The organism is Legionella lansingensis, assembly GCF_900187355.1.
Taxonomy (GTDB): Bacteria; Pseudomonadota; Gammaproteobacteria; order Legionellales; family Legionellaceae; genus Tatlockia; species Tatlockia lansingensis.
The window spans coordinates 810420-832728 of the sequence record NZ_LT906451.1 but is presented as its reverse complement, the minus strand read 5'-3'; the positions used below and the strand labels follow the sequence as shown (position 1 = coordinate 832728).

Below are 22309 nucleotides of genomic sequence, written 5' to 3'. Positions count from 1 at the left end.
AAAAATAAAAATAGCATTAACTTGAGCTTTTCACTATTTGTGCACCATGGAACAACTACATCTTATTTGCAACACTATTTTACATCTTGATTCTTATCTTTTTTCCTTTGTTTCTCAATATGGTGCCTGGACTTATCTAGTGTTATTCTTGATTATTTTTTGTGAAACTGGTCTTGTTATCCTACCCTTTCTTCCTGGCGACTCCCTTCTTTTCGCTAGCGGAAGTATTGCAGCTCAGTCTAGTGCATCCTTGGATATCGTTCTCCTTTTTACCTTGCTCGTCATTGCTTCCATCATCGGTAACCAACTTAATTATTTTTTCGGAAGAGTCATAGGTCCTCAGGTCTTTACCAGTGATAAATCACGTTTTCTGAACAAAAAGTATTTGATGAAAACGCATCATTTTTATGAAAAGCATGGAGGTAAAACGATAATCTTTGCTCGCTTTATTCCCATTATCCGTACCTTTGCTCCTTTTATCGCTGGAATAGGTTATATGAAGCGCTCGCATTTTTTTCTCTATAATATAGCCAGTGCTACGCTGTGGATTGGTAGCCTGCTCTTTTTGGGCTATTTTGTAGGGGGACTGCCTTTTATTAAAAACAACTTTACCTTAGTCATTTATGGCATCATTGTGCTTTCTCTTCTTCCACCTATACTGACTTTTTTGTATCGCAAATTAGCTCGCGCACAGAAAAATTAAACACTATGAGCTCGATTAGAAATAATTAGTATCGTATTTGAGTGATGTTTTTTTGACACAGGTTTCTATCTATCCTCTAATGGCGTTAAGTTAAGCTTAATTTCTAACCGGTTCGGGCTGAGGAGGCGTTTACGCCGTCTCGAAGCCTTTAAAGCCTTTACTAAAGAGGTTTCGAGACGGTGCTGCGCACCTCCTCAGCCCGAACGGGGTGTGAAATTGGGACAAACACTCCTTAACTTAACGCCATTGTCCTCTAATCACCACCACAGTTTTTGCAGCCAAAAGACCAACCTGCGCGTCGTATTAGAAAACAGTTTGGGCTTATAAAACTCCCCAGCTACTTGTTTACTCACTTCACTCAGCGTGGGATAAGGGACGATCACATCGGTAAAACTTCGTAAGGATTTACTCTCACGAACAGCTATCACCCAAGGGAGAATCAATTCGCCAGCATGTGCACCGACGATGGTAGCAGCAACAATTCGACCTTTTTTATTGGTCACGATTTTAATTTTCCCTAGGGTTTCTTTCTCAGTTTGCGCCCGATCGTTGTCTTTAAATAACCATTCAGTCGTTTGATAATTTGTATCATCGTTAACTTCCGAATCCGTTTTGCCTACATGAGCAAGTTCAGGGTAGGTGTATGTAACCCAAGGTATGGCTTGATGATTGATTTTAGCTGGCAGTTTAAAGACGATATTGCGCAACACAATACCCGCATGATAGCTTGCCATATGTGTGAATTGGTAAGGGCTTGCTACATCGCCAATGGCATAAATATGTTTATTCGTCGTTTGTAGTCGGGCATTAACCTCAATGCCTTTTGCGGAATAACGAACACCCGCCTTATCCAAATCCAATTGAGCAATATTAGGGCGTCGTCCTGTTGCCACCAACACATGAGAGCCTGTCAATGTGCATACTCCCTTAGGTGTTTCGATTTGTACATCAATTCCTGATTTTAGATTTGCAATAAGATTGACTTGCGATTGTTCATAAAACCTAACACCTGTTTCTTCCAGTTGATGCTTTACAATGGCTACACAATCCCGATCATCTTTAGGCAGAATGGTCATTGCTTCAATGATAGAGACTTCACTACCAAGCATCGCAAATGCTTGAGCCAGCTCGCAACCAATAGGACCACCACCGATGACCATTAAATGTTTAGGCAATGTCTGAAGGTTAAAAATGGTTTCATTCGTCTCATAAGGGATGGACTCAATCCCCTGGATGGGCGGCACGAACGGGATTGAGCCGGTTGCAATGACAAATCGCTTGGCTTTTATGCGCACATCACCCGCTTGAAGTGTATCTGGCGATAGAAACTGAGCATGACCCCGGATGACTTGAACACCCAAGGATTCAAAACGCTCAACGGAGTCATGCTCTGCAATTGTTTCAATGACACGGCTCACATGACTCATCACTTGATGAAAATTAATGGTTTTTAGCGATCCTTCCGCGCCGAAATATCGGGCTTGATGGCGAGCTTGATAAATGGATTTTGCTGCTGCAAGCAACGATTTGGAGGGAACGCAACCTGTGTTCAAACAGTCACCGCCCATCTTGTTCGACTCAATTAAAACGACGTTTAACCCTAATTGAGAAGCGCCTGACGCCAAACTCAACCCACCGGGACCAGCTCCAATGATGGCCAAATCAAAACGAATTGTCTGGTTCATGATTTAACTCCCTTTCGTTTTCTTAAGAGTATTCGATAGAGCACCGGTAGCAATGATAACGTTGCTAAACCCAGGAGTGGGAGCAACACATGAGGATCAAAAATAATCCCTAAATTTGGGGTTTGGTTGGTTGCGAACACATGGCTTAATCCACTACCAACGAACACATATACTACGGAACCTGGAATAATTCCGATAAATGTGGCCAAAACAAATGTTTTAGCCTGAACACCTAACAGTGCTGGGACAATATTCACCACCCAAAAAGGAAACAAAGGAATTAAGCGCAATACTAATAAATACGAAAACGCATTTTGATTAAATCCATCACGCATGCGATGAACCCAACTAGATGCACGTTTAGCTAATGAGTCACCCAGCGCCGTTTTTACCGCAAAAAACAAGAAACTTGCGCCTAATGTTGCGCTAAAAACCACAAAAAGGCTGCCCCAAATAGGGCCGAATAAAAATCCACCGGCCAACGTCAGAAAAACAGCACCCGGTACTGAAATGGCGACTGCAATCGTATAAATTCCGATGTAGGTTAGGCTAGCGAGCCAATAATGCGCGTTTGTCCATTCTATTAACAGAGATTGGTATGCTTTTAAGCTCTGAAAACTTAAGTATCGCTGCAATCCTAGGCTGAAGAATGCCACAAATCCCCAGAGTATGAACACTAACGGAAGCCAGCGCTTAACTGACTGCCATAGCCGTCGGTTTGTTAATTTCATTGTGTTTTACCCATGATGATGTACTACTGCTAAGTTATAGAATGTACTTTTAATAACATGGCTTCCAGAGTTAACCCAGGTCCAAAAGCGCAGCTAAATATGTTTTTTTTATTATCTTTCTCGTTGAGATTGGCCCAAAGTCGTTTTAGAACAAATAACACCGTGGCAGAAGACATGTTGCCAAACTCACGTAATATTGCATAGGAATGATTGTTATCCTCAGGCGTAATATTTAATGCCTCTTCGCAGGCTTGTAAAATCTTAAGACCTCCTGGATGAATAGCATAGTAATCAATATCAACAAATGACCAACTTACCGTTTTCAAGAGATTCTCAGCAAAGATAGCAATACCAGACTTTATGATCTCTGGTACATAACTACTAAGAACGATGTCAAATCCCGAATCAGAAATATGCCAAGCCATTTCCTCCTGAGTTTGTGGAATTAAATCACAGTAAAACGATTCTAATGCTAAATAACTCTTGGTTTTTCCTCTCACTTCAATTAGCGCTGCCGCCGCACCATCAGCAAAAATAGCATTAGAGATAATATTTTCTGTGGTTTGGTTTCTCTGAAAATGGATGGTGCATAGCTCTATACAAACCACTAACACCTTCGCATTGATATTGGTTTTACACACTGCATCAGCTACTTTGATGCCATTAAAGGCTCCATAACAACCCATAAAGTTAATCGCTGTACGCTGCGTTGTGGGATTTAATCCCAGGTGGTGAATGATCTCAATATCCAAGCCAGGAGCATACATGCCTGTGCAGCTCACTGTTATCAGATGAGTAATGGCTTTTTTGTTGAAATCGGGTCGACCTGTTAAACAATTCTCAATAGCATTCAACGCTAATGTTAACGCATGATCTTTGTAAATCCGCATTCGTGCTCCTGTGCTTGGCAAAGGAGCATCAGCATCATTGGGCAAAAAATCAAACTCTTCCGGAGACTTGCCATAATCACTTAGAACACTATATCTTTGCTGAATCCCGCAGGATTTATAAATGGCCTTTACGAGCCTCCTCTCAGCAGGCTTTAACTTAAAGCCTTGGCAGATGAGGTCTGCGATTTCACGTTGGTCTCGTTTATAAGGAGGGGTTGCGGTTCCGATTGCAGTGATCGCAGATTGCATTATAAATCCCTTTAGTAGTGCTCGTTATTTCTTAGGCTGTTCATTACTGAGTCATTCCTGCGTAGGTGGGAATCCATTCTGGAGTAGCACGAGGCTTTAATCAAGTTGGCTCCCCGCCTACGCGTGAATGACGCAGTTTGGTAAACACTCCCTATTTCTTGGCTGCTTCTTTATCTAATTTTCTTAAAAATGCCATCTTCTCAGCAATTTTTATTTCTAGCCCCCTAGAGGTAGGATCATACCAACGAGGTTCCGGCATTCCTTCAGGAAGATAAGTCTCACCTGCTGCATAAGCATTGGGCTCATCGTGAGCATAACGATACTCATGCCCATAACCCAATTGCTTCATTAAACGCGTCGGGGCATTACGAAGATGGAGTGGCACTTCACGGGATTTATCCTGTTTTACAAAAGCCATAGCTTGATTAAAGGCTGTGTAACCGGCATTACTTTTAGGGGCTATCGCAAGGTAAATCACTGCTTGACCTAAAGCCAATTCACCCTCAGGAGATCCTAAGCGCTCATAGGTGACAGCAGCTTCATTGGCCAATTGTATGGCGCGAGGATCGGCTAAACCAATATCCTCCCAAGCCATTCTTATGATTCTGCGAGCCAGATAAAGGGGATCTACCCCACCATCCAACATGCGGCATAACCAATATAAAGCAGCATCTGGATGGGAGCCGCGGACAGACTTATGCAATGCTGAAATTTGATCATAAAAATTTTCTCCGCCTTTATCGAAGCGTCGATTTGCCGGACTTAATGCATTGCGAATCAGATCAACCGTCACCTCTGCCACACCCAAAGCCTCAGCAGCCGTGCTAATTTGCTCCAATAAATTAAGTAAGCGACGAGCATCACCATCCGCATAGGCTACCAAGTGATGAATAGCCTCTTCCTTAAATTGCAGATGAGAAAGGACCTTTTGCTGTGCACGCTGCAACAAGGCTTTAAGATCTGTTTCCCTCAAAGCGTTTAAGACATACACTTGCGCCCGTGAAAGCAGCGCTGAGATCACCTCAAACGACGGATTCTCCGTAGTCGCTCCAATAATCGTAATCAGCCCAGATTCCGTAAACGGTAGCAACGCATCCTGTTGGGACTTGTTGAAGCGATGGATTTCATCGATAAATAATATGGTTTGTCGGTTTTGTTCTAAATGTTGTTTAGCTTGCTCAATTGCTGCTCGGATATCTTTAACACCAGAGAAGACGGCTGAAAGCGCTATCCATTCGCAATCAAAAGCCTTAGCACTTAATCTCGCTAATGTTGTCTTGCCTACACCTGGTGGCCCCCATAGGATCATCGAATGCGGCACACCTGATTCAAACGCTAACTGTAATGGCTTCCCAGGTCCTAATAAATGTTCTTGCCCGATCACCTCACTCCAATGCGTAGGTCTTAATAATTCAGCAAGAGGGATTTTTGGTTGCATACTTCTTAACTCATTGTTTAACCACATCAGTTCCTTTTGGTGGTTTAAATTTAAACAAAGTGGAGGCAAGTTTTGGATTCGTCTTTACATTCTTTAAATTGACAATGGTATGTTGACCAAGCTGATCATACATTTCGATGCCAGTTAAGATATCGCCAGCAAAAATTAACTTCACTCGTTGAAAGTTAGCTTTAGGTGATTTTGAGTGTAAGTCATAAATCTGCGTTTTGCCTTTTGTTGTTGCAGTAACATCAAAATCACGTGTAACTGTGTCATCATAACCACTTAAAAACAAAGCCGCTGTGCCTCCGACACCTTTTTCTTGCTTTTTAACCGTTACTTGTTCTAAGTCTACATCATAAACCCATAATTGCTCGCCATCAGCAACGACGAGTTGTTCCATTGGGTCCTTTGTTTGCCAACGAAAACGCCCTGGTCTCTCCAGTGCCATTGTGCCCGAGGAACGAGAAAGCTCTCGTTTTTTTGCCTTAACTACCTGGCTAAAATTAGCACTTAAACTGCGAATGCCATTCAGTTTAGTTTGTAGTACATCCCCAACTGAGTCACTAAATGCATTTGTTCCAACGATCAATAATAGTAAAAAAATCACTCTTCTCATGATTAATCCTCTGTGACAGCGGAGACTAACACATCTCTAAAGCCTCCATCTAAAGGTCCAACAATTCCAGTTCTCTCCATTTCCTCAATTAAACGCGCAGCGCGATTATATCCAATTTTTAAACGCCGCTGCACAGCAGAAATACTCGCCTTTCGGCTTTGGATAACAAATTCAACGGCCTGATCATACAACGGATCAGCCTCCTCAGTATCCTGATTTTCCTCACTAAGACCAGCTTCTGACATTTCTGTGATACTGGTAATTTCATCAATATATTCGGGTTCACCACGAGCTCGCCAGTCATCAGCAACCCGGTGAACTTCTTTATCATCGACAAATGCCCCATGAACCCGTAAAGGGGCCCCACTACCGGGCGCTAAATAAAGCATGTCTCCATGTCCTAATAATTGTTCAGCACCTTGTTGATCCAGAATGGTTCGTGAATCAATTTTTGATGAAACTTGAAAGGAAATTCGCGTAGGAATATTTGATTTAATCAAACCTGTTAATACATCAACTGAAGGTCTTTGCGTTGCCAAAATCAAGTGAATTCCTGCTGCTCGAGCCTTTTGAGCGATGCGTGCAATCAGTTGTTCAACTTTTTTGCCAACAACCATCATCATATCAGCCAATTCATCGATAATAACGACAACGTAGGGTAAAGACTCTAGGATAGGAGCCTTTTCATCGATTGAACCAACAGGTTTCCATAATGGATCAGTTAATGGTTCTCCTTTAGCTTGGGCTTCGGCCAGTTTGGTATTAAAGCCTGCTAAATTACGTACACCTAAGGAAGCCATCAAGCGATAGCGTCTTTCCATTTCACCAACACACCAACGCAAGGCGCTGGCAGCTTCTTTCATATCAGTTACGACCGGTGTCAATAAATGCGGGATTCCATCGTAGATGGATAACTCAAGCATTTTAGGATCGACCATGATTAAGCGGACTTCTTTAGGCGTCGATTTAAAGAGAATGCTCAAAATCATTGCATTGATACCGACGGATTTACCAGAACCTGTGGTTCCTGCGACAAGCAAATGAGGCATTTTCGCTAAATCAACCACCATTGGATGACCTGCAATATCCACACCTAAAGCAAGCGTGATAGGAGAATGAGCCTGTTGATAGACGTCAGCAGATAATACCTCTGACAAACGCACCATATTACGATGCTGATTAGGCAACTCCAGACCGACTACTGTTTTTCCGGGTATGACCTCAACAACACGCACGCTAGTTACTGATAAAGAGCGAGCCAAATCTTTGGCGAGGGCTGAAAGTTTACTTACTTTAATGCCCGCAGCAAGTTGTAATTCAAAACGTGTAATCACAGGTCCAGGATGCACAGCAACGACATCAGCCTGAATACCGAAATCTAACAAATGTTGCTCAACCTCACGAGACAAGCTTTCCAGTTCCTGGTGGGTGTAACCACCCATCGCTTTGCCCTGCGCACCTTTATCTAACAAACTCAAGGAAGGCAAATGACCAATCACTTGTGTAGGTGACTTTGTACGCAACGATTCCTTCGGCTTTGTAGCGGGGATTATGGTGGGGGTGGCTGTAGACACGGGGGTACTTGCAATCGGCCCCAAAGATGGCATCACCATCGGTGTAGGATCACTTTTCTCTCTTCGCTTGCTAATTGACTTGGCATCCGTTTTATCATTTACCCGTTCTGTTTGTTTACCTTCACTTAACTCATTAACTCGGGCTTGTATTGAGCGATAGGCTGCAAGCACTATCTGAAGAATCCGATTCGCTACCAGAGAAGTATAAAAACCAATTGATTCAACAGCTTGAATCCAGGAAAGTCCAGTAAGTAAAGTCACACCTACCAAAAGAATGGCCAATAATAATAATGTTGCACCTTGTAAACTTAAAGCATAATTAAAACCATCTGCCACAAAACTGCCTAGAACTCCACCCGCACTATGCTTCGCATCTAGCGCAAGTTGAGGATCCAAACTGAGTAGTGAACAACCACCCAGCATCATAAATACGAAACCACTAGCACGTAATAACATGGCCGGTTTATTAATGGTTCGCAAAGCACGGTGATCTGTTGAAATTAACCAGGACATATAGACAAAGACGGGCGGAATTAGGAAAGAGAAATAACCAAAAACATAGAACAGTGCATCGGCAATATAAGCACCAACCTGACCTCCAGCATTGGTGATTTCCTCATTGCTTTTGCTCACCTGTGACCAGCTTGGATCACTGACGTCATAAGTGCTTAATGAAAGCAAAATAAATAAAGCTAAGGTCAATACTAAAATGAAACTGCCTTCGCTTAAACGTTTTACTAAAAAAGTAGGTAATGCTTGCTTACGATTCCCTGCTTTACTACTTGTGTGTTGTTTTCCCATAGGTATTTCATTGTTTGTTGTTTTGTCATAATATTTGCCATCTTAACACAACTAATAAGGAAGGCAGAGATGATAAATGTGAGTCATCACTATCGCCTAATCATACTTGGTTCTGGTCCTGCTGGATATACCGCAGCAGTATATGCTGCCCGAGCCAATCTAAACCCAGTTCTCATCACGGGTATGGAGCCGGGTGGCCAATTGACGACCACCACGGATGTAGATAATTGGCCAGGCGACATCGAAGGCCTTCAAGGACCCGCTTTGATGGAACGCATGCAGAAGCATGCAGAACGCTTCGAAACCAAAATTATTTTTGATCATATTGTAAAAGCCGATTTGCAACAACGTCCTTTTGTTTTGCAAGGCGATACTGACACGTATACTTGTGATGCTTTGATTATTGCTACCGGTGCCTCTGCACGTTACCTGGGACTCGAATCTGAAAAAGCCTATCAAGGTCGCGGTGTCTCGGCTTGCGCTACCTGTGACGGATTTTTTTACCGTAATAAAGCAGTGTGTGTGATTGGCGGGGGTAATACAGCAGTGGAAGAGGCGCTTTATTTATCAAATATCGCTGCTTCTGTAACGCTTATCCATCGTCGGGATACACTACGTGCAGAAAAAATTCTGCAAGATAAATTATTCGAAAAAGCACGTACAGGTAATATAAAATTATTATGGCACCATACCTTGGAAGAAGTTGTGGGTGATAATGCGAAGGTTACCGGTGTACGGGTACGTAACACCCTTAATAATGAGGAGCAGCAGTTAAATCTTGATGGCGTGTTTATTGCCATTGGACATACACCAAACACAACGATCTTTAAAGATCAACTTACCATGAAAGATGGCTATATTACTATACGTTCGGGGCTAGACGGCATGGCTACCGCAACCTCTATCCCAGGTGTGTATGCTTGTGGTGATGTGGCGGATCACGTCTATAGACAGGCCATTACCTCAGCCGGTTTTGGTTGTATGGCAGCTTTAGATGCCGAAAAGTATTTAGAGTCTGGGGCTGATTGACATTTCGTTAACTTTGTCCAAGATAGTTAGTAATGCCACTATGGAGAAATAGCTATACCTCACCTAACATTACTAATAAGTGATAACCTCAATTTTCCTGATCCCATGGAGAGCGACGCACAAGGCTTGCTCGCTGTGGGTGGCGATCTCTCACCAGAACGTTTATTGACCGCTTACAAACAAGGTATCTTCCCTTGGTTTGAACCCGGATGTCCTCCGCTTTGGTGGTCTCCAGATCCACGCCTAATCCTAAGACCGCGCGACTTCAAAATGTCCCGTAGTTTGAAACAATCGCTTAAGAAACCTCATCGTTTTACTGTGGACAGTGCTTTTTCGGAGGTTATAAGTGCTTGTGCCTTGAGTAAAGGTCGGATAAATAATACCTGGATTACTGATGAAATGCGGACCGCTTACACCTTATTGCATACCCTGGGTTATGCTCATTCTTTTGAGATATGGGAAAATGATGAGCTTGTTGGCGGTTTATATGGTATTAGTTTGGGAAAGGCTTTTTTTGGTGAATCAATGTTTCATCACAGAAGTGACAGTTCAAAATTAGCGTTGTATTATCTTTGCAAAACGTTGCAAGAGTGGGAGTTTGATTTTATAGATTGCCAATTACCCACTGCTCACTTACAAAGTTTAGGAGCTGTCTGTATTAGTCGTCGAGAGTTTCTTCATCTTTTGCAACAAGCCTTGGAGCATCCCACGCAACAAGGCCGATGGACTAATATATTTTTGCCTAGTAGCCTGGATTAGATGTTTGCCCCGTATTACGCTGCGCTAATACGGGCTACAAACTAACGCAGGGATGCTCATTTGCAATGACAGATTGCCATTTTACCTGTTTTAGTGCACTATTTGCGCCTTATTCTTATATATTGATGGGAGACCCATGGCAAAAGAAGATCATATTGAGATGCTCGGTACCGTAATCGATACTCTACCTAACACCATGTTTCGTGTAGAACTTGAAAATGGTCACATTGTAACTGCCCATATTTCAGGACGTATGCGCAAAAATTATATTCGGATATTAACCGGTGACAAGGTGAAAGTAGAACTGACGCCTTATGATCTAACCAAAGGTCGCATCATTTTTCGTGATAAAAGTTAGTCTTTGATATTCCCGCTTACGCGGGAATGACGCAGTTAAATGAACCGTCTCGAATTTCTTACCAAACTAGGGGATAGGTATAGGTGTAGAACGCGTTAAATTCATTCCCAAAATAGTAATTTTATGACGCGGAATATGCAGAGGCACTCGATCCTTATCCCTTAGAATACTTGAAATACTGTAGCGTAAGGTGCCTACCTCGCTACCCTCTGGTTTTTCGTAACGGATGTCATGCAGCCAAACCCCAATTCGTTTAACATGATGGTCTTTACATGGGTAACGCAATTCCCACGCAGTTAACATTGGAATAGCATAATCATAGGGCACATTCTCTATAACATGTTCTTGCGTAATAACATCACCACCAAGCTCTCCGCAATTCCCATAGTCCTCTTTTGGGATGATGATGAAAGGAGGTTGCTTGGTTTCAATCCCTCGCCCAGCAATGACACTTACAGCAGAACCGAAGCGAAAATCCCTCTTCGTGCTATTGTCTTTGAAAATACCATGGGTTTCCCAACTAACAAAACGAGACGCTTGATCATCACGAATATCAGGCTCTGGACCACTCCAAGTTCGTCCAGCTTGAGCATAAATCTCACTGTGATCCAGATTATAAGCTATTTGTAAGAGATGATGATCAGCTTGGCTGAAGCCCTCTTCCCAACCATAAACGAACCCTCTTGGAAGTACCGCTGCATTAACATTACCGAAAAGAAAATCATTTTCGAGAAAACCCGCCACTGAGACAAGCGCTACATGATCGTGAGGATTATAAAAGGAGAAGGTGGTATTATCTTGGAATCCTAAAACTCGAGCATCAATCCGATCACGATTCCAGGCAACAACAGTAAAGTGATAACACCATCGATAACCATCATCAAAATTCTTATCTCTAAGGACACCAACAGCTTCCCAAGTGAGTTGCCGACCCTCTCGTCGCGGACTTCTAATAATTGCAGCTACGCGGCCGATATGGTGATCACTGCTTAAATATCTCGTGTCCCAACCATTCAAAAAAACGGTAGCGTCTGTGGCATAATCAGGTAAATCAAAACTGCCTTGCAAGGAAATAGCCTCTTCAGCACCAGAGCGATTGGATTCACCACACGCCGAACCTTCTACAACTTGAATTATTCCTGGGTCTTCCAACTCATTAGTGCGCGTAGTAGATGTGGGTTGAACAGGTAGTACTTTAGCTTTTGCAAGGAGATCCTCCTGCTTAACTTGAGTTGAAAATAACGAGGAGCAGAAAAAAGCCATGAGCATAAGCACTTGAATTTTATAACATTGTGCTCTGAAACACATATCAACCTCCGTGTGCAATGGGATTTTAGTTTATATGAAAGGAAGGTTACTGGCTATTATTCGGTCTTCAAGCTTTTGGATTTAACAAATCAAAAAGCCGTATTACCGTGGTCAAGCCACGGTAATTCAATGTTCTGAAAAGTCGAGCAATAAAACTTGAAGATCGAGTATAAAAACCTGGCAACCACAGCCTAATGACCAGCCACCATCATCTCCTCAATCAAGACAGAGCCACATCGGGTGGATAAATTCGGATTTATGTCCGTACCCACCGCCACAATCGCTTTAAACATATCTTTAAGGTTTCCTGCGATCGTAATTTCCTCAACCGGATATTGTATTTGGCCATTCTCCACCCAAAAACCACTGGCCCCTCTTGAATAATCCCCGGTAAGGCCATTGATTCCCTGCCCCATGAGTTCAGTTACTAATAAGCCTTTATTCATTTTTTTCAACAAATCCTGCAAGTCCCCGGCCGTCGCGTCAATGGTGAGATTATGGACTCCGCCACTATTGGCAGTGGTTTTTAATCCCAACCGGCGTGCTGAATAACTACCTAAAACATAATGACGCAATACGCCATCTTCAATGAAGACATTGTTTCTTGTTGGGACACCCTCACCATCAAAGGGGGAGCTTCCTAACCCCTTTAATAAATAAGGCTGCTCATATACTCTAAAGCCTGCTGGAAAGATTTGTTGATCAATAGAATCCAATAAAAAAGAATTTTTGCGATATAGATTGCCACCACTAATCGCATTGATAAAACTTGAAAAAATACTGCTCGAAACCCGAGAAGAAAACAGTACCGGAATTTTTTGTGTTTTTATCTGTCTCGCACCTAAGCGACTTACAGCTCTTTCAACAGCATTTCTAGCAATCTTATCCAAAGGATATAAACCGTCTACATATCTGGCAGTTGTGTAATCATAATCTCTTTGCATACTTTCACCTTGCTTGGCAATAAGAGAACAACTAACACTATGACGAGTGCTCTGGACCACACCCTCTCCACCATTAGTCGTAGCAAAAGCATGGCAAAAAGCGTATGTAGATAAGTTAACACCATCTGAATTGCTAATGCGTTTATCCAAAGCCAAAGCCTGCGTCTCACAAGCAAGGGCCTTTTCAATCGCTTCTGGTGGAGTAATTGCCCACGGATGATAGAGATCCAGATTGGGGTATTTGGTAGTCATTAACTCTCGATCTGCAAGACCAAAACAGGGATCTGTGCTACTCACTTTAGCAATGTCACAAGCCGCCGTTACCAAAGCATCTAATGCAGCAGGTGAGGTATCCGTGCTGCTTGCTCCTCCCTTGCGATGCCCAATGTAAACAACCAGACTGATGCCTTTATCCTCACTGAAAGCAACGGTCTCTACTTCTCCCATGCGCACATCCACAGAAAAACCACTGTCATGGTTAACGGATACCATGACATCAGTGGCTCCCTGGGCTTTGGCACGATCGAGAACCTCATGCATTAACTCAACTAAATTGTTGGTTGACTTCTCTATTGGTCTATTGCTATTTTCCGATAATGTTCCCATTGGTGATTCCGCCGCTATAAAAGTTGTTCACAAGGATACAAGATTAACATGCCCAGGCAAACCATTGCTTACGCAAAACGGCTAATCAAAGCCAATAAATTGTTATATTTATTTATTTTATTACCCCTATTTTTTTATGATCATATTTTCGCTGCCAGTGAATGGCGAAAAGTAGCTCCTGGTATAGAATATCAAGATTTGGATGGTAATTTTTTAACCCCTTGGTCGCACATTCATGCTTTCCGTATCAATTTAAAAAAAAATCAACTTTCACTAATAACTGCCTCTGACTTATCACGTGAACATGCCTCTGTTGATGAATATGCCCAGCACAGCAAAGCATTATTGACCATTAATGGTGGCTTTTTTGACAGTGACTACAAACCACTAGGATTAAGAATTAATAATAAACAACAAAAAGTGCCTTTAAAAAATATTAGCTGGTGGGGAATTTTTTATATAAAAAACCATAAACCTTATATAACAAACGCAGCCCATTTTCGACCTAATGATCAGATAGATTTTGCAATTCAGAGTGGTCCAAGGTTACTCATTAATAACCGTATCCCTCCATTAAAAGCGGGAAGAGCAGAGCGCTCAGCACTAGGTATTACTTATGACAACCATGTCATTGTACTGGTTACTGATAACTTACCACTGTCAACAACAGAATTGGCTCAACTCATGAAAGCCCCCCCATTAAACTGTCAGAATGCTCTGAATCTCGATGGCGGCAGTTCAAGCCAATTGCGTGCGCAACTAGGTTCATTTCAATTAGAAGTTCACGGCTTCTCTAATATCAGCGATGCGATCATCGTAAAAGCTCGTGGTTAACTATTCAGTAAGGACTAACATTTTATCCACAGCTTATACCCATATTGTTCTCTTGACCTTGACAACAAAACACAATATATAGTTGTCATGATCTAATAAACAAACCAGATATTGTGTTTTTAGGGTTGTGATTTAAGGAAAAGTATTCTATATTTTAAATATGGACTCATTTAGTTTCATGGATAGAAGCTAATCTAGTCTCATTACACAACACCTTCCGTGGAGAAAACATGTCTGAAATTCTTGAGCCGGTAAAAGATGTGCCGCAAACAAGTCAATTGGAATTAGCCGCCAATGCTCCGGGTTTACTAAAAACCATTAAACGCAATGGCAAGGTAGTCCAGTATGATGATAATAAAATTAAAGTTGCCATCACCAAAGCGTTTATTGCCGTAGAGGGTAGCAATGCTGCTGCATCTAATCGCATTTATGAACAAGTCAGTGAACTAACGCAACAAGTTACTCAAGCATTTAAGCGCCGTTTACCCAGTGGCGGAGCCATTCATATTGAAGATATCCAAGATCAAGTCGAGCTTGCTTTAATGCGTAGCAGCCACTACGAAGTTGCTCGTGCCTATGTCATCTATCGTGAGGAACGTCGCAAAGACCGCGAGACCGCACTCAAACAACAAGCTCGCGACGCCAAAGTGCCGTTAATCACCATGCCAGATGGCGAAATAAAACCATTAGATATGACTCGTGTAACAACGATCGTTAATGAAGCCTGTCGCGAATTAGACAATGTTAAAACAGAACCTGTTATTAAAGATGCTCTACGCAACCTGTATAACCAAGCCAAGCTAGAAGATGTTCATAAAGCGCTAATTATGTCTGCGCGCACTTTGGTGGAAAAAGAACCTAATTACACTTATGTCAGCGCTCGTTTATTACTGGATAGTCTGCGCACAGAAGCACTTGGTAAATTACAAATGCAAACAGAAGCCACGTTTGATGAAATGGCTGAACTCTATCCTGTTTATTTTAAAGCCTATCTGGCACAAGGTATCAATCAAGGTTTACTTGATCCTAAATTAGCTGACTTTGACTTGGATAAACTAGGTAAAGCCTTAATACCTCAACGTGATATGAAGTTTACTTATTTGAGTTTGCAAACGCTTTATGATCGCTACTTTATTCATGAGGATGGTATACGCTATGAATTGCCTCAGGCATTTTTCATGCGTGTAGCTATGGGTCTTGCAATCCGTGAGCAAGACAGAAATGAAAGAGCAATTGAATTTTATTTATTGCTGTCTTCATTTGACTATATGTCATCTACACCGACACTATTTAACTCAGGTACAGTAAGACCTCAGCTATCAAGCTGCTATTTGACAACAGTACCCGATGACTTGGATGGGATTTATAGTGCTATTAAAGATAATGCATTATTATCCAAGTTTGCTGGTGGTCTTGGTAATGACTGGACACCAGTAAGAGCAATAGGTGCCCACATCAAAGGTACAAATGGTAAATCACAAGGAGTCGTCCCCTTCTTAAACGTTGCTGACGCAACAGCAGTTGCTGTAAACCAAGGTGGTAAACGTAAAGGTGCTGTTTGTGCTTATTTAGAATGCTGGCATCTTGATGTCGAAGAGTTCCTTGAATTACGTAAGAACACGGGTGATGACAGACGCCGAACTCATGATATGAATACCGCTCTATGGGTTCCTGATTTGTTCATGAAACGTGTTCATGAGGAAGGCGAATGGACTTTATTTTCCCCAGACGAGGTTCCTGAATTGCATGATGAATATGGGAAGGCTTTTGAAGTTCTCTATGCCAAATGTGAAGAAAAAGCCCGTCGTGGTGAAATTAGAAATACTAAAACACTACCTGCTATCAAGCTGTGGCGCAAGATGCTCTCCATGTTATTTGAAACAGGGCATCCTTGGCTGACATTTAAAGATCCTTGCAATTTGCGCTCACCTCAGCAACATGCTGGTGTCATTCATAGTTCAAATCTATGTACTGAAATTACCTTAAATACTTCACAAGATGAAATTGCTGTTTGTAATCTGGGTAGCGTTAATTTGCCTGCACACATTCATAATGGTCAGATAGATAAAGAAAAATTAAAACGTACGATCACTACTGCCGTTCGCATGTTAGATAACGTTATTGATATTAACTACTATTCTGTACCACAGGCACGTAACTCAAACTTACAACATCGTCCGATTGGTTTAGGCTTAATGGGCTTCCAAGACGCACTGTATGAATTAAAAATTAATTATGCATCCCAAGAAGCAGTTGAATTCGCTGATATCTCCATGGAGATGATAAGTTACTATGCTATTGAAGCATCTTGTGAATTAGCTAACGAGCGTGGAAATTATTCAAGTTACGAGGGTTCATTATGGAGCAAAGGTATTTTGCCCATTGATTCCATTAATTTGCTGCAACAATCTCGTAATAAATATCTTGAGCAGGATCGATCTCAACGTTTAGATTGGGAAAGTTTGCGTGTTAAGGTACGTACTCAAGGCATGCGTAATTCCAACGTGATGGCGATTGCTCCTACAGCCACGATTTCTAATATCTGTGGTGTAGCCCAATCCATTGAGCCAACTTATCAAAATCTCTATGTGAAATCGAATTTGTCTGGCGAATTCACTGTTGTAAATCCCTATTTGATTGCTGATCTAAAAGCACTGAATTTATGGGATGAGGTGATGGTTAATGACTTGAAATATTTTAATGGTAGCGTACAGCCCATTAGCCGTATTCCCAAGGAACTAAAAGCCCGGTATGCCACAGCGTTTGAAATTGATCCTATCTGGCTAGTTGAGGCAGCATCGCGTCGGCAAAAATGGATCGATCAAGCACAGTCACTCAATATTTACATGGCTAAGCCTTCAGGTAAAAAACTTGATCAACTCTATAAGCACGCATGGATAAAAGGATTAAAGACCACCTATTATTTACGGAGTATGGGTGCCAGCAATGCTGAAAAATCAACCATTACTGATGGAGCGCTTAATGCAGTCAAGATACAGGAACCCAAAGCCTGCTCTATTGCAGATCCTGACTGTGAAGCTTGCCAATAGGAGGAGAATTTAATGTCAACAAATACAGACATTCTTACGGTACCCGAACGCTTGGGTGCCACTGGCTTAGAACTGTTAGAGATGGGAGCCAGTCGTATTCATGTGGATGACAAACAAATCATTAACTGCCGTGCTGATTTGAATCAACTGGTTCCTTTTAAATATAAATGGGCTTGGGATAAGTATTTGGCAGCTTGTGCGAATCATTGGATGCCAAATGAAATTAATATGAGCGCCGATGTGGCCTTATGGAAAGACCCTCATGGCCTAACTGCAGACGAGCGATTGATTGTTTTACGCAACTTAGGATTTTTCTCCACAGCGGATTCATTAGTCGCCAATAATCTGGTATTAGCCGTTTATCGTCACATTACGAATCCTGAATGTCGTCAATATTTATTGCGCCAAGCTTTTGAAGAAGCACTACATACCCATGCCTATCAATATGTCATTGAAAGCTTGGGATTAGACGAAGCAGCGGTATTTAATATGTATCGTGAAATCCCTTCTGTTGCTAGGAAAGCATCTTGGGCTCTACCCTTCACGCAAAGTTTGGGTGATCCTAATTTTCATACAGGCACTCCAGAAAACGATCAGCGATTACTTCGTGACTTGATTGCTTTCTATGTGGTTTTTGAAGGGATATTTTTCTATGTAGGGTTTACACAAATTCTATCTATGGGCAGACGCAATAAGATGGTGGGAACGTCCGAACAATTCCAATATATCTTGCGTGATGAATCCATGCACATGAACTTTGGTATTGATGTCATTAATCAAATCAAAATTGAAAACCCACATTTATGGACCTCTGAGTTCAAAGAAGAGATCATTCAGCTGATTAAAGAAGGGGTTGAATTGGAGTACCAGTATGCCAAAGACACTATGCCTCATGGCATCCTAGGCATGAATGCTGAGATGTTTGAAGAATATCTGCAATTTATTGCCAACCGGCGCTTAAATCAAATAGGTCTACCTGAGCAATACCCAGGTGCCGAAAATCCTTTCCCCTGGATGAGTGAGATGATGGATCTAAAGAAGGAGAAAAACTTCTTTGAAACACGAGTGATTGAATATCAAGCGGGCGGTACGTTAAGTTGGGAGGATGAAGAGTAGTCTGATACCTGAATATCTGATTTACAATCACCGGATGTCCGTTGGCCATCCAGGCTACAACTCCCTAAACGTAGCCTGGTTGGCGCAGCGACAACCAGGATTTCAATGAAACGCCTTGAGAGCCGATTTACAATTACCCGGATGTCTGTTAAAACATAGCCATCCAGCCTCCAGTGTTATAAATTTTAGTGAAGGATTTAATCATCGCTTAATAAGACAATAATTAAATTTTTGAGGATAACAATTTACTTTAACTCTCTGAGAGTGAGGCGAATCATAAGACAAGTTTGATAATTATAGAACATTAACCTTTTTTATCTTGCTCTCTATTAAACAACTCATCAAATCTTTCATCTAATAGATTTTCGATATTATCGAGCTGGGACATAAATTCATCAATTTTGTATTCGATGCTACGTAAAAGCTGCTCTATCTCCTTCAATTTTTTTTCGGTTTCCATGGTAAATCTCCTGTGCTGATAGATCTATTATAGATAAGAAGCATGGGGAAAATTTGTATTCGGATAAAATAATTACGGCAGTCTGCACAGCCTTATGCATCGTTTTTTGGTCTCTCAGGGCGGAGCGCAATCAAGGGTTGGCTGCAATCGGTGCTTACTTAATACTCGGCATATAAGAAATTTACATATAACACATACAAATAATCAATTTTTATTACACATTAGCAGACATTATGATAGCCACATTGTCTTATTAGTTATCTATCTGTACCTATGAAAATGAAAGATGAAATGAGTGAGAAACGATCATCCGCACCCCAAACTCAATTGTTTGGTTTATTAGACTCAATACCGGATGAAGTTCTTTTTGCTATTTTGCGTTTTTTACCCTCAAGCGCATTCCATGACGTCAAGCAAGTTTCCCAGCGCTTTTATCAAATCATCAACGACCCGGTATTCATAAAGGTATTCATAAAATCTGTCACCAAACAGTATTTTCCCCATAACCAGAGTACTGATTTTAAGAAAATATTAGAAACACAATGGCTCAAAGAGGAACATAGACATCTTCCTGAGCTATTATTCCTGCTTCTAATAGGTAATAACTCCTTGTTGAAAGAAAAAATAAAGCTGGCTGATTTGTACTTTTACGATAAAGATGGAGTGTCTCTATATGATTGGATCTATAGAGCAGGCAATCAGAACCTCCTGAATTATATTTATAAACATCTAATTGTGCCCCATTATCAAAGCCAAGATGGGAAAATTGACACTAAGCAAACCGATGAAGCAGGTTATACATTACTGCATTGGGCGATTCTTTGCCGTCAATCGCTTGAGCAAATCAAAGAACTGAATAATCTGGGGTTTAGTCTTGATGCTGTTTCTTCTTATCAAGTCACTGCCTTACATGTTGCAGCAGCAGCTGGAGATCCTGAAGTAGTTCAATATTTGCTGTCTCATCATGAAGCAAGGGTGAATGCTGCCCGTGCACATGATGGTGCTACTGCTTTATTTCTTGCGGCACAAGATGGTTATACTGATGTGGTCAAACTATTGCTCACTTACGATAAACATGTTAAAGCCATCAAACGTTGGTTGACTTATGATCAAATTGATGTGAATGCTGTCTGCACAACTGATGGTGCTACCGCTTTATTTGTTGCCGCACAAAACGGTCATGCTGAAGTTGTCAAACTTTTGCTCGCTCACGCTCAAACGAATGTTAATGCTGCCCGTACAACTGATGGCAGTACTGCTTTATATATGGCTGCACAAAACGGTCATGCTGATGTGGTTAAACTTTTGCTCGCTCACAGTAAAACCGATGTAAATGCCACCTGCATAGATAATGGCGCAACTGCCTTACATATAGCGGTACAAGAAGATCATGCTGAAATAGTGAATTGTTTACTGGCAAATAAAGCATCTGCTGCATCAGGAATGCAGGAAGATATTCAAATTTTACTGGCTTTGGCCGAAAAAAATCATCGCAGAAGTGCACTAACCGCTTGGTTGGAAACCCAATTTCAAGACCCTCTCCCTGATCACATCCCTGGTATTACTCCACTCGATATAGCAATCATTGCTGGGCACACTCACATCGCGCAACGATTGTTAGAGAAAGCAAATGATTTTCCGCAAGAAAAAATCATGCAAGCTTTACAGATAGCACAAGCCATGGCCAATCAAGTGATAGTTGAACAACTACAAAAGATTTTGCAGCGTAATCAGTCAGAACAAAGTGCTCAACCTCAAGTAAGTCTAGGCACCAGCGGCTTTTTTGCCAATGCCAGTGGTCGTGAAAGCTCTTCGTCAAGCACTTCATGCATCCTTTCCTGAAAAGTACGTAGATACTGTCTTTAAAAGCAAGCAACATTTTCATTAAAAGGTTGTTTATTCTTTAAGACACCGAAAATGATGTGAGCTAATTTACGCATCACGGCACAAATGATTATTTTCGGTGTTTTGCCTTTAGTTTGCAGTTTATTGATAAAAGGCAGAAGAGACTTGTTGTAACGTTTGGCAACTAAAGCAGCCATATAAAGAGCTTTTCTTAATCGACTATCTCCAAGTCTTGAGATGGTCGTTTTGCCAATAAGAGATCCGGATTGCTGTTGTTTTGGCGTAATGCCCATATAAGCAGCGAATTGTTTAGCTGTTTGAAAGCACTGGATGTCAGGTATTCGAGCCAGCACATGATAGGCGGTGAGTTTGCCTATTCCCTTAATGGAAAGTAACAATTCGAATTTTTCTTTAAGCTGCTGATTATTGTTAATGAGTTCATCAATTTGTTGTTGAATACGCTTTATTTCTTGCTCAAGCTTCTCAATCATTTTCTTTAAGCTTTTCTGTGCCGCATGACCTCTAATGCTATGCAGTTGATTGGTTAACTGAATAACCTGAGCTTTCAGCATATCCAAGACTTTGGTTAACTCTCTTATTTCTTTTTGCTCAGCAGAGTTGGATTGATAAATGCGTGGTTCCATACGTTGACCAAATTGTGCAATGATTTTGGCATCAATCCTATCATTTTTATTGCGTGCCAAGGAGGCTTTAGCAAAGCTCTTGATTTGAAAGGGATTAACCACACTGACACGAATTCCTTTCTCAGCTAAGAAATCAGCCAGTCCCTCACTGTAATGGCCAGTCGCTTCCATACAGACCCAAGGAGATATCGTGTATTGCTCAAGCCATTTGAGGAAAGCTTTGTATCCCTGTTCGTTATTAGAAAAAACAGCATGCTTGCAGCGATTATTGATTTCCAGGGCACTATCAAATTTATCCTTAGCAATATCAACACCTACAAATTCATATGCACTCATGCTAATCTCCAATGGCTGTAAAAAATACTTGAGGTTATATTTATCATTGACCAAGCTTGCGAATACAGGCTTACTTTGATGGAGCGGCCTAAGATACTGTTCGGTCGATTGATAAGCGGGGAGAAGGTCCTAATCTACACCTCAGGCTTTATGCCTTGCCTGGTTACAAGATCTCTTCTCCCATCTCAAGTGCCCTTGAGATTAAGCATTTCTGCCTACTTTTTAAAGATACAAGCCTGGTTGGCGCTTAAGCGACAACCAGGGTTTCAACAGGCCGATTTCACGATCCCGGATGTCCGCTAACGCGGCCATCCAGGCTACCCCTGATCT

The 22309-nt window shown here is 41.6% G+C and carries 18 protein-coding genes; 8 read left to right on the top strand and 10 right to left on the bottom strand.

Translation table 11 applies throughout. The annotated features are described in order from the left end of the window. The first annotated feature begins 46 nt into the window (after nt 1-46). A complete protein-coding gene (locus tag CKV79_RS03890; protein ID WP_028372911.1) occupies nt 47-703 on the top strand; it encodes a DedA family protein in 657 nt (218 codons plus the stop codon). Nucleotides 704-960: 257 nt separating this feature from the next. Here CKV79_RS03890 and CKV79_RS03885 read toward each other — a convergent pair whose 3' ends face one another. The 6 genes from CKV79_RS03885 to CKV79_RS03865 all read right to left on the bottom strand — a co-directional run bounded on the left by CKV79_RS03885 (nt 961) and on the right by CKV79_RS03865 (nt 8690). Further along, entirely contained in the window at nt 961-2388 is a 1428-nt protein-coding gene (locus tag CKV79_RS03885) for a dihydrolipoyl dehydrogenase family protein (protein WP_028372912.1), read from the bottom strand. After that, a complete protein-coding gene (locus CKV79_RS13995; RefSeq protein WP_028372913.1) occupies nt 2385-3119 on the bottom strand; it encodes a TVP38/TMEM64 family protein in 735 nt (244 codons plus the stop codon). Before CKV79_RS13995 ends, CKV79_RS03885 begins: the two co-directional genes overlap by 4 nt. A gap of 29 nt (nt 3120-3148) precedes the next feature. Beyond that, nucleotides 3149-4258: a type III polyketide synthase gene (locus CKV79_RS03880; RefSeq protein WP_028372914.1), complete on the bottom strand. Its 1110-nt coding sequence runs from the start codon at nt 4256-4258 to the stop codon at nt 3149-3151. Nucleotides 4259-4409: 151 nt separating this feature from the next. After that, nucleotides 4410-5696, bottom strand: a complete 1287-nt coding sequence (locus tag CKV79_RS03875; protein WP_028372915.1) for a replication-associated recombination protein A — start codon at nt 5694-5696, stop codon at nt 4410-4412. 10 nt (nt 5697-5706) lie between these two features. Then, nucleotides 5707-6315: an outer membrane lipoprotein chaperone LolA gene (gene lolA, locus CKV79_RS03870; RefSeq protein WP_028372916.1), complete on the bottom strand. Its 609-nt coding sequence runs from the start codon at nt 6313-6315 to the stop codon at nt 5707-5709. 2 nt (nt 6316-6317) lie between these two features. Beyond that, on the bottom strand, nt 6318-8690 hold the full coding sequence (locus tag CKV79_RS03865) for a DNA translocase FtsK (protein WP_028372917.1): 2373 nt from the start codon (nt 8688-8690) through the stop codon (nt 6318-6320). Between the two features lie 72 nt (nt 8691-8762). Here CKV79_RS03865 and trxB point away from each other — a divergent pair, with 72 nt between their 5' ends. From trxB to infA, 3 genes are all read left to right on the top strand, one after another. Beyond that, nucleotides 8763-9719 carry a thioredoxin-disulfide reductase gene (gene trxB / locus CKV79_RS03860; RefSeq protein ID WP_028372918.1) on the top strand — a complete coding sequence of 319 codons (957 nt, stop codon included), beginning with the start codon at nt 8763-8765 and terminating at the stop codon, nt 9717-9719. 105 nt (nt 9720-9824) lie between these two features. Then, complete coding sequence (aat, locus tag CKV79_RS03855; RefSeq protein WP_051546121.1) at nt 9825-10478, top strand: leucyl/phenylalanyl-tRNA--protein transferase; 654 nt, start codon at nt 9825-9827, stop codon at nt 10476-10478. Nucleotides 10479-10614: 136 nt separating this feature from the next. Beyond that, nucleotides 10615-10836 (top strand): translation initiation factor IF-1, encoded by a 222-nt coding sequence (infA, locus tag CKV79_RS03850; RefSeq protein WP_028372920.1) that lies wholly within the window; start codon nt 10615-10617, stop codon nt 10834-10836. A 66-nt stretch (nt 10837-10902) separates the two neighbouring features. On the opposite strand, the gene CKV79_RS03845 is transcribed toward infA, so the two are convergent. Further along, nucleotides 10903-12144: a hypothetical protein gene (locus tag CKV79_RS03845; RefSeq protein ID WP_028372921.1), complete on the bottom strand. Its 1242-nt coding sequence runs from the start codon at nt 12142-12144 to the stop codon at nt 10903-10905. A 191-nt stretch (nt 12145-12335) separates the two neighbouring features. Beyond that, on the bottom strand, nt 12336-13694 hold the full coding sequence (gene pmbA, locus CKV79_RS03840; RefSeq protein WP_028372922.1) for a metalloprotease PmbA: 1359 nt from the start codon (nt 13692-13694) through the stop codon (nt 12336-12338). 48 nt (nt 13695-13742) lie between these two features. On the opposite strand from pmbA, the gene CKV79_RS03835 reads away from it, so the two are divergent. The 3 genes from CKV79_RS03835 (at nt 13743) to CKV79_RS03825 (ending at nt 18694) form a co-directional block, all read left to right on the top strand. Continuing rightward, the gene (locus tag CKV79_RS03835) at nt 13743-14528 is read left to right on the top strand and encodes a phosphodiester glycosidase family protein (protein WP_028372923.1); all 786 of its coding nucleotides are present in this window, start codon (nt 13743-13745) and stop codon (nt 14526-14528) included. Nucleotides 14529-14758: 230 nt separating this feature from the next. Continuing rightward, nucleotides 14759-17578, top strand: a complete 2820-nt coding sequence (locus CKV79_RS03830) for a ribonucleoside-diphosphate reductase subunit alpha (protein ID WP_028372924.1) — start codon at nt 14759-14761, stop codon at nt 17576-17578. Nucleotides 17579-17590: 12 nt separating this feature from the next. Then, on the top strand, nt 17591-18694 hold the full coding sequence (locus CKV79_RS03825) for a ribonucleotide-diphosphate reductase subunit beta (RefSeq protein ID WP_028372925.1): 1104 nt from the start codon (nt 17591-17593) through the stop codon (nt 18692-18694). A gap of 304 nt (nt 18695-18998) precedes the next feature. Here CKV79_RS03825 and CKV79_RS13755 read toward each other — a convergent pair whose 3' ends face one another. After that, nucleotides 18999-19154 (bottom strand): hypothetical protein, encoded by a 156-nt coding sequence (locus CKV79_RS13755; protein ID WP_154660302.1) that lies wholly within the window; start codon nt 19152-19154, stop codon nt 18999-19001. Nucleotides 19155-19445: 291 nt separating this feature from the next. Between CKV79_RS13755 and CKV79_RS03820 the strand changes: the two genes are divergently transcribed. Further along, a complete protein-coding gene (locus CKV79_RS03820; protein ID WP_028372926.1) occupies nt 19446-20996 on the top strand; it encodes an ankyrin repeat domain-containing protein in 1551 nt (516 codons plus the stop codon). Nucleotides 20997-21016: 20 nt separating this feature from the next. On the opposite strand, the gene CKV79_RS03815 is transcribed toward CKV79_RS03820, so the two are convergent. Next, entirely contained in the window at nt 21017-21979 is a 963-nt protein-coding gene (locus CKV79_RS03815; protein WP_058387169.1) for an IS110 family RNA-guided transposase, read from the bottom strand. Nucleotides 21980-22309: the final 330 nt, after the last annotated feature.

Excerpts from the sequence above, each read along its gene's own strand:
- pmbA (WP_028372922.1), bottom strand. The coding sequence starts at position 13,694 with ATGGGAACATTATCGGAAAATAGCAATAGACCAATAGAGAAGTCAACC.
- aat (WP_051546121.1), top strand. The coding sequence starts at position 9,825 with ATGGAGAGCGACGCACAAGGCTTGCTCGCTGTGGGTGGCGATCTCTCA.
- CKV79_RS13995 (WP_028372913.1), bottom strand. The coding sequence starts at position 3,119 with ATGAAATTAACAAACCGACGGCTATGGCAGTCAGTTAAGCGCTGGCTT.
- CKV79_RS03830 (WP_028372924.1), top strand. The coding sequence starts at position 14,759 with ATGTCTGAAATTCTTGAGCCGGTAAAAGATGTGCCGCAAACAAGTCAA.
- CKV79_RS03835 (WP_028372923.1), top strand. The coding sequence starts at position 13,743 with ATGCCCAGGCAAACCATTGCTTACGCAAAACGGCTAATCAAAGCCAAT.
- CKV79_RS03880 (WP_028372914.1), bottom strand. The coding sequence starts at position 4,258 with ATGCAATCTGCGATCACTGCAATCGGAACCGCAACCCCTCCTTATAAA.
- lolA (WP_028372916.1), bottom strand. The coding sequence starts at position 6,315 with ATGAGAAGAGTGATTTTTTTACTATTATTGATCGTTGGAACAAATGCA.
- CKV79_RS03890 (WP_028372911.1), top strand. The coding sequence starts at position 47 with ATGGAACAACTACATCTTATTTGCAACACTATTTTACATCTTGATTCT.
- CKV79_RS03865 (WP_028372917.1), bottom strand. The coding sequence starts at position 8,690 with ATGGGAAAACAACACACAAGTAGTAAAGCAGGGAATCGTAAGCAAGCA.
- CKV79_RS03875 (WP_028372915.1), bottom strand. The coding sequence starts at position 5,696 with ATGCAACCAAAAATCCCTCTTGCTGAATTATTAAGACCTACGCATTGG.
- infA (WP_028372920.1), top strand. The coding sequence starts at position 10,615 with ATGGCAAAAGAAGATCATATTGAGATGCTCGGTACCGTAATCGATACT.
- CKV79_RS03815 (WP_058387169.1), bottom strand. The coding sequence starts at position 21,979 with ATGAGTGCATATGAATTTGTAGGTGTTGATATTGCTAAGGATAAATTT.
- CKV79_RS03825 (WP_028372925.1), top strand. The coding sequence starts at position 17,591 with ATGTCAACAAATACAGACATTCTTACGGTACCCGAACGCTTGGGTGCC.
- CKV79_RS03845 (WP_028372921.1), bottom strand. The coding sequence starts at position 12,144 with ATGTGTTTCAGAGCACAATGTTATAAAATTCAAGTGCTTATGCTCATG.
- CKV79_RS03885 (WP_028372912.1), bottom strand. The coding sequence starts at position 2,388 with ATGAACCAGACAATTCGTTTTGATTTGGCCATCATTGGAGCTGGTCCC.
- CKV79_RS13755 (WP_154660302.1), bottom strand. The coding sequence starts at position 19,154 with ATGGAAACCGAAAAAAAATTGAAGGAGATAGAGCAGCTTTTACGTAGC.
- CKV79_RS03820 (WP_028372926.1), top strand. The coding sequence starts at position 19,446 with ATGAGTGAGAAACGATCATCCGCACCCCAAACTCAATTGTTTGGTTTA.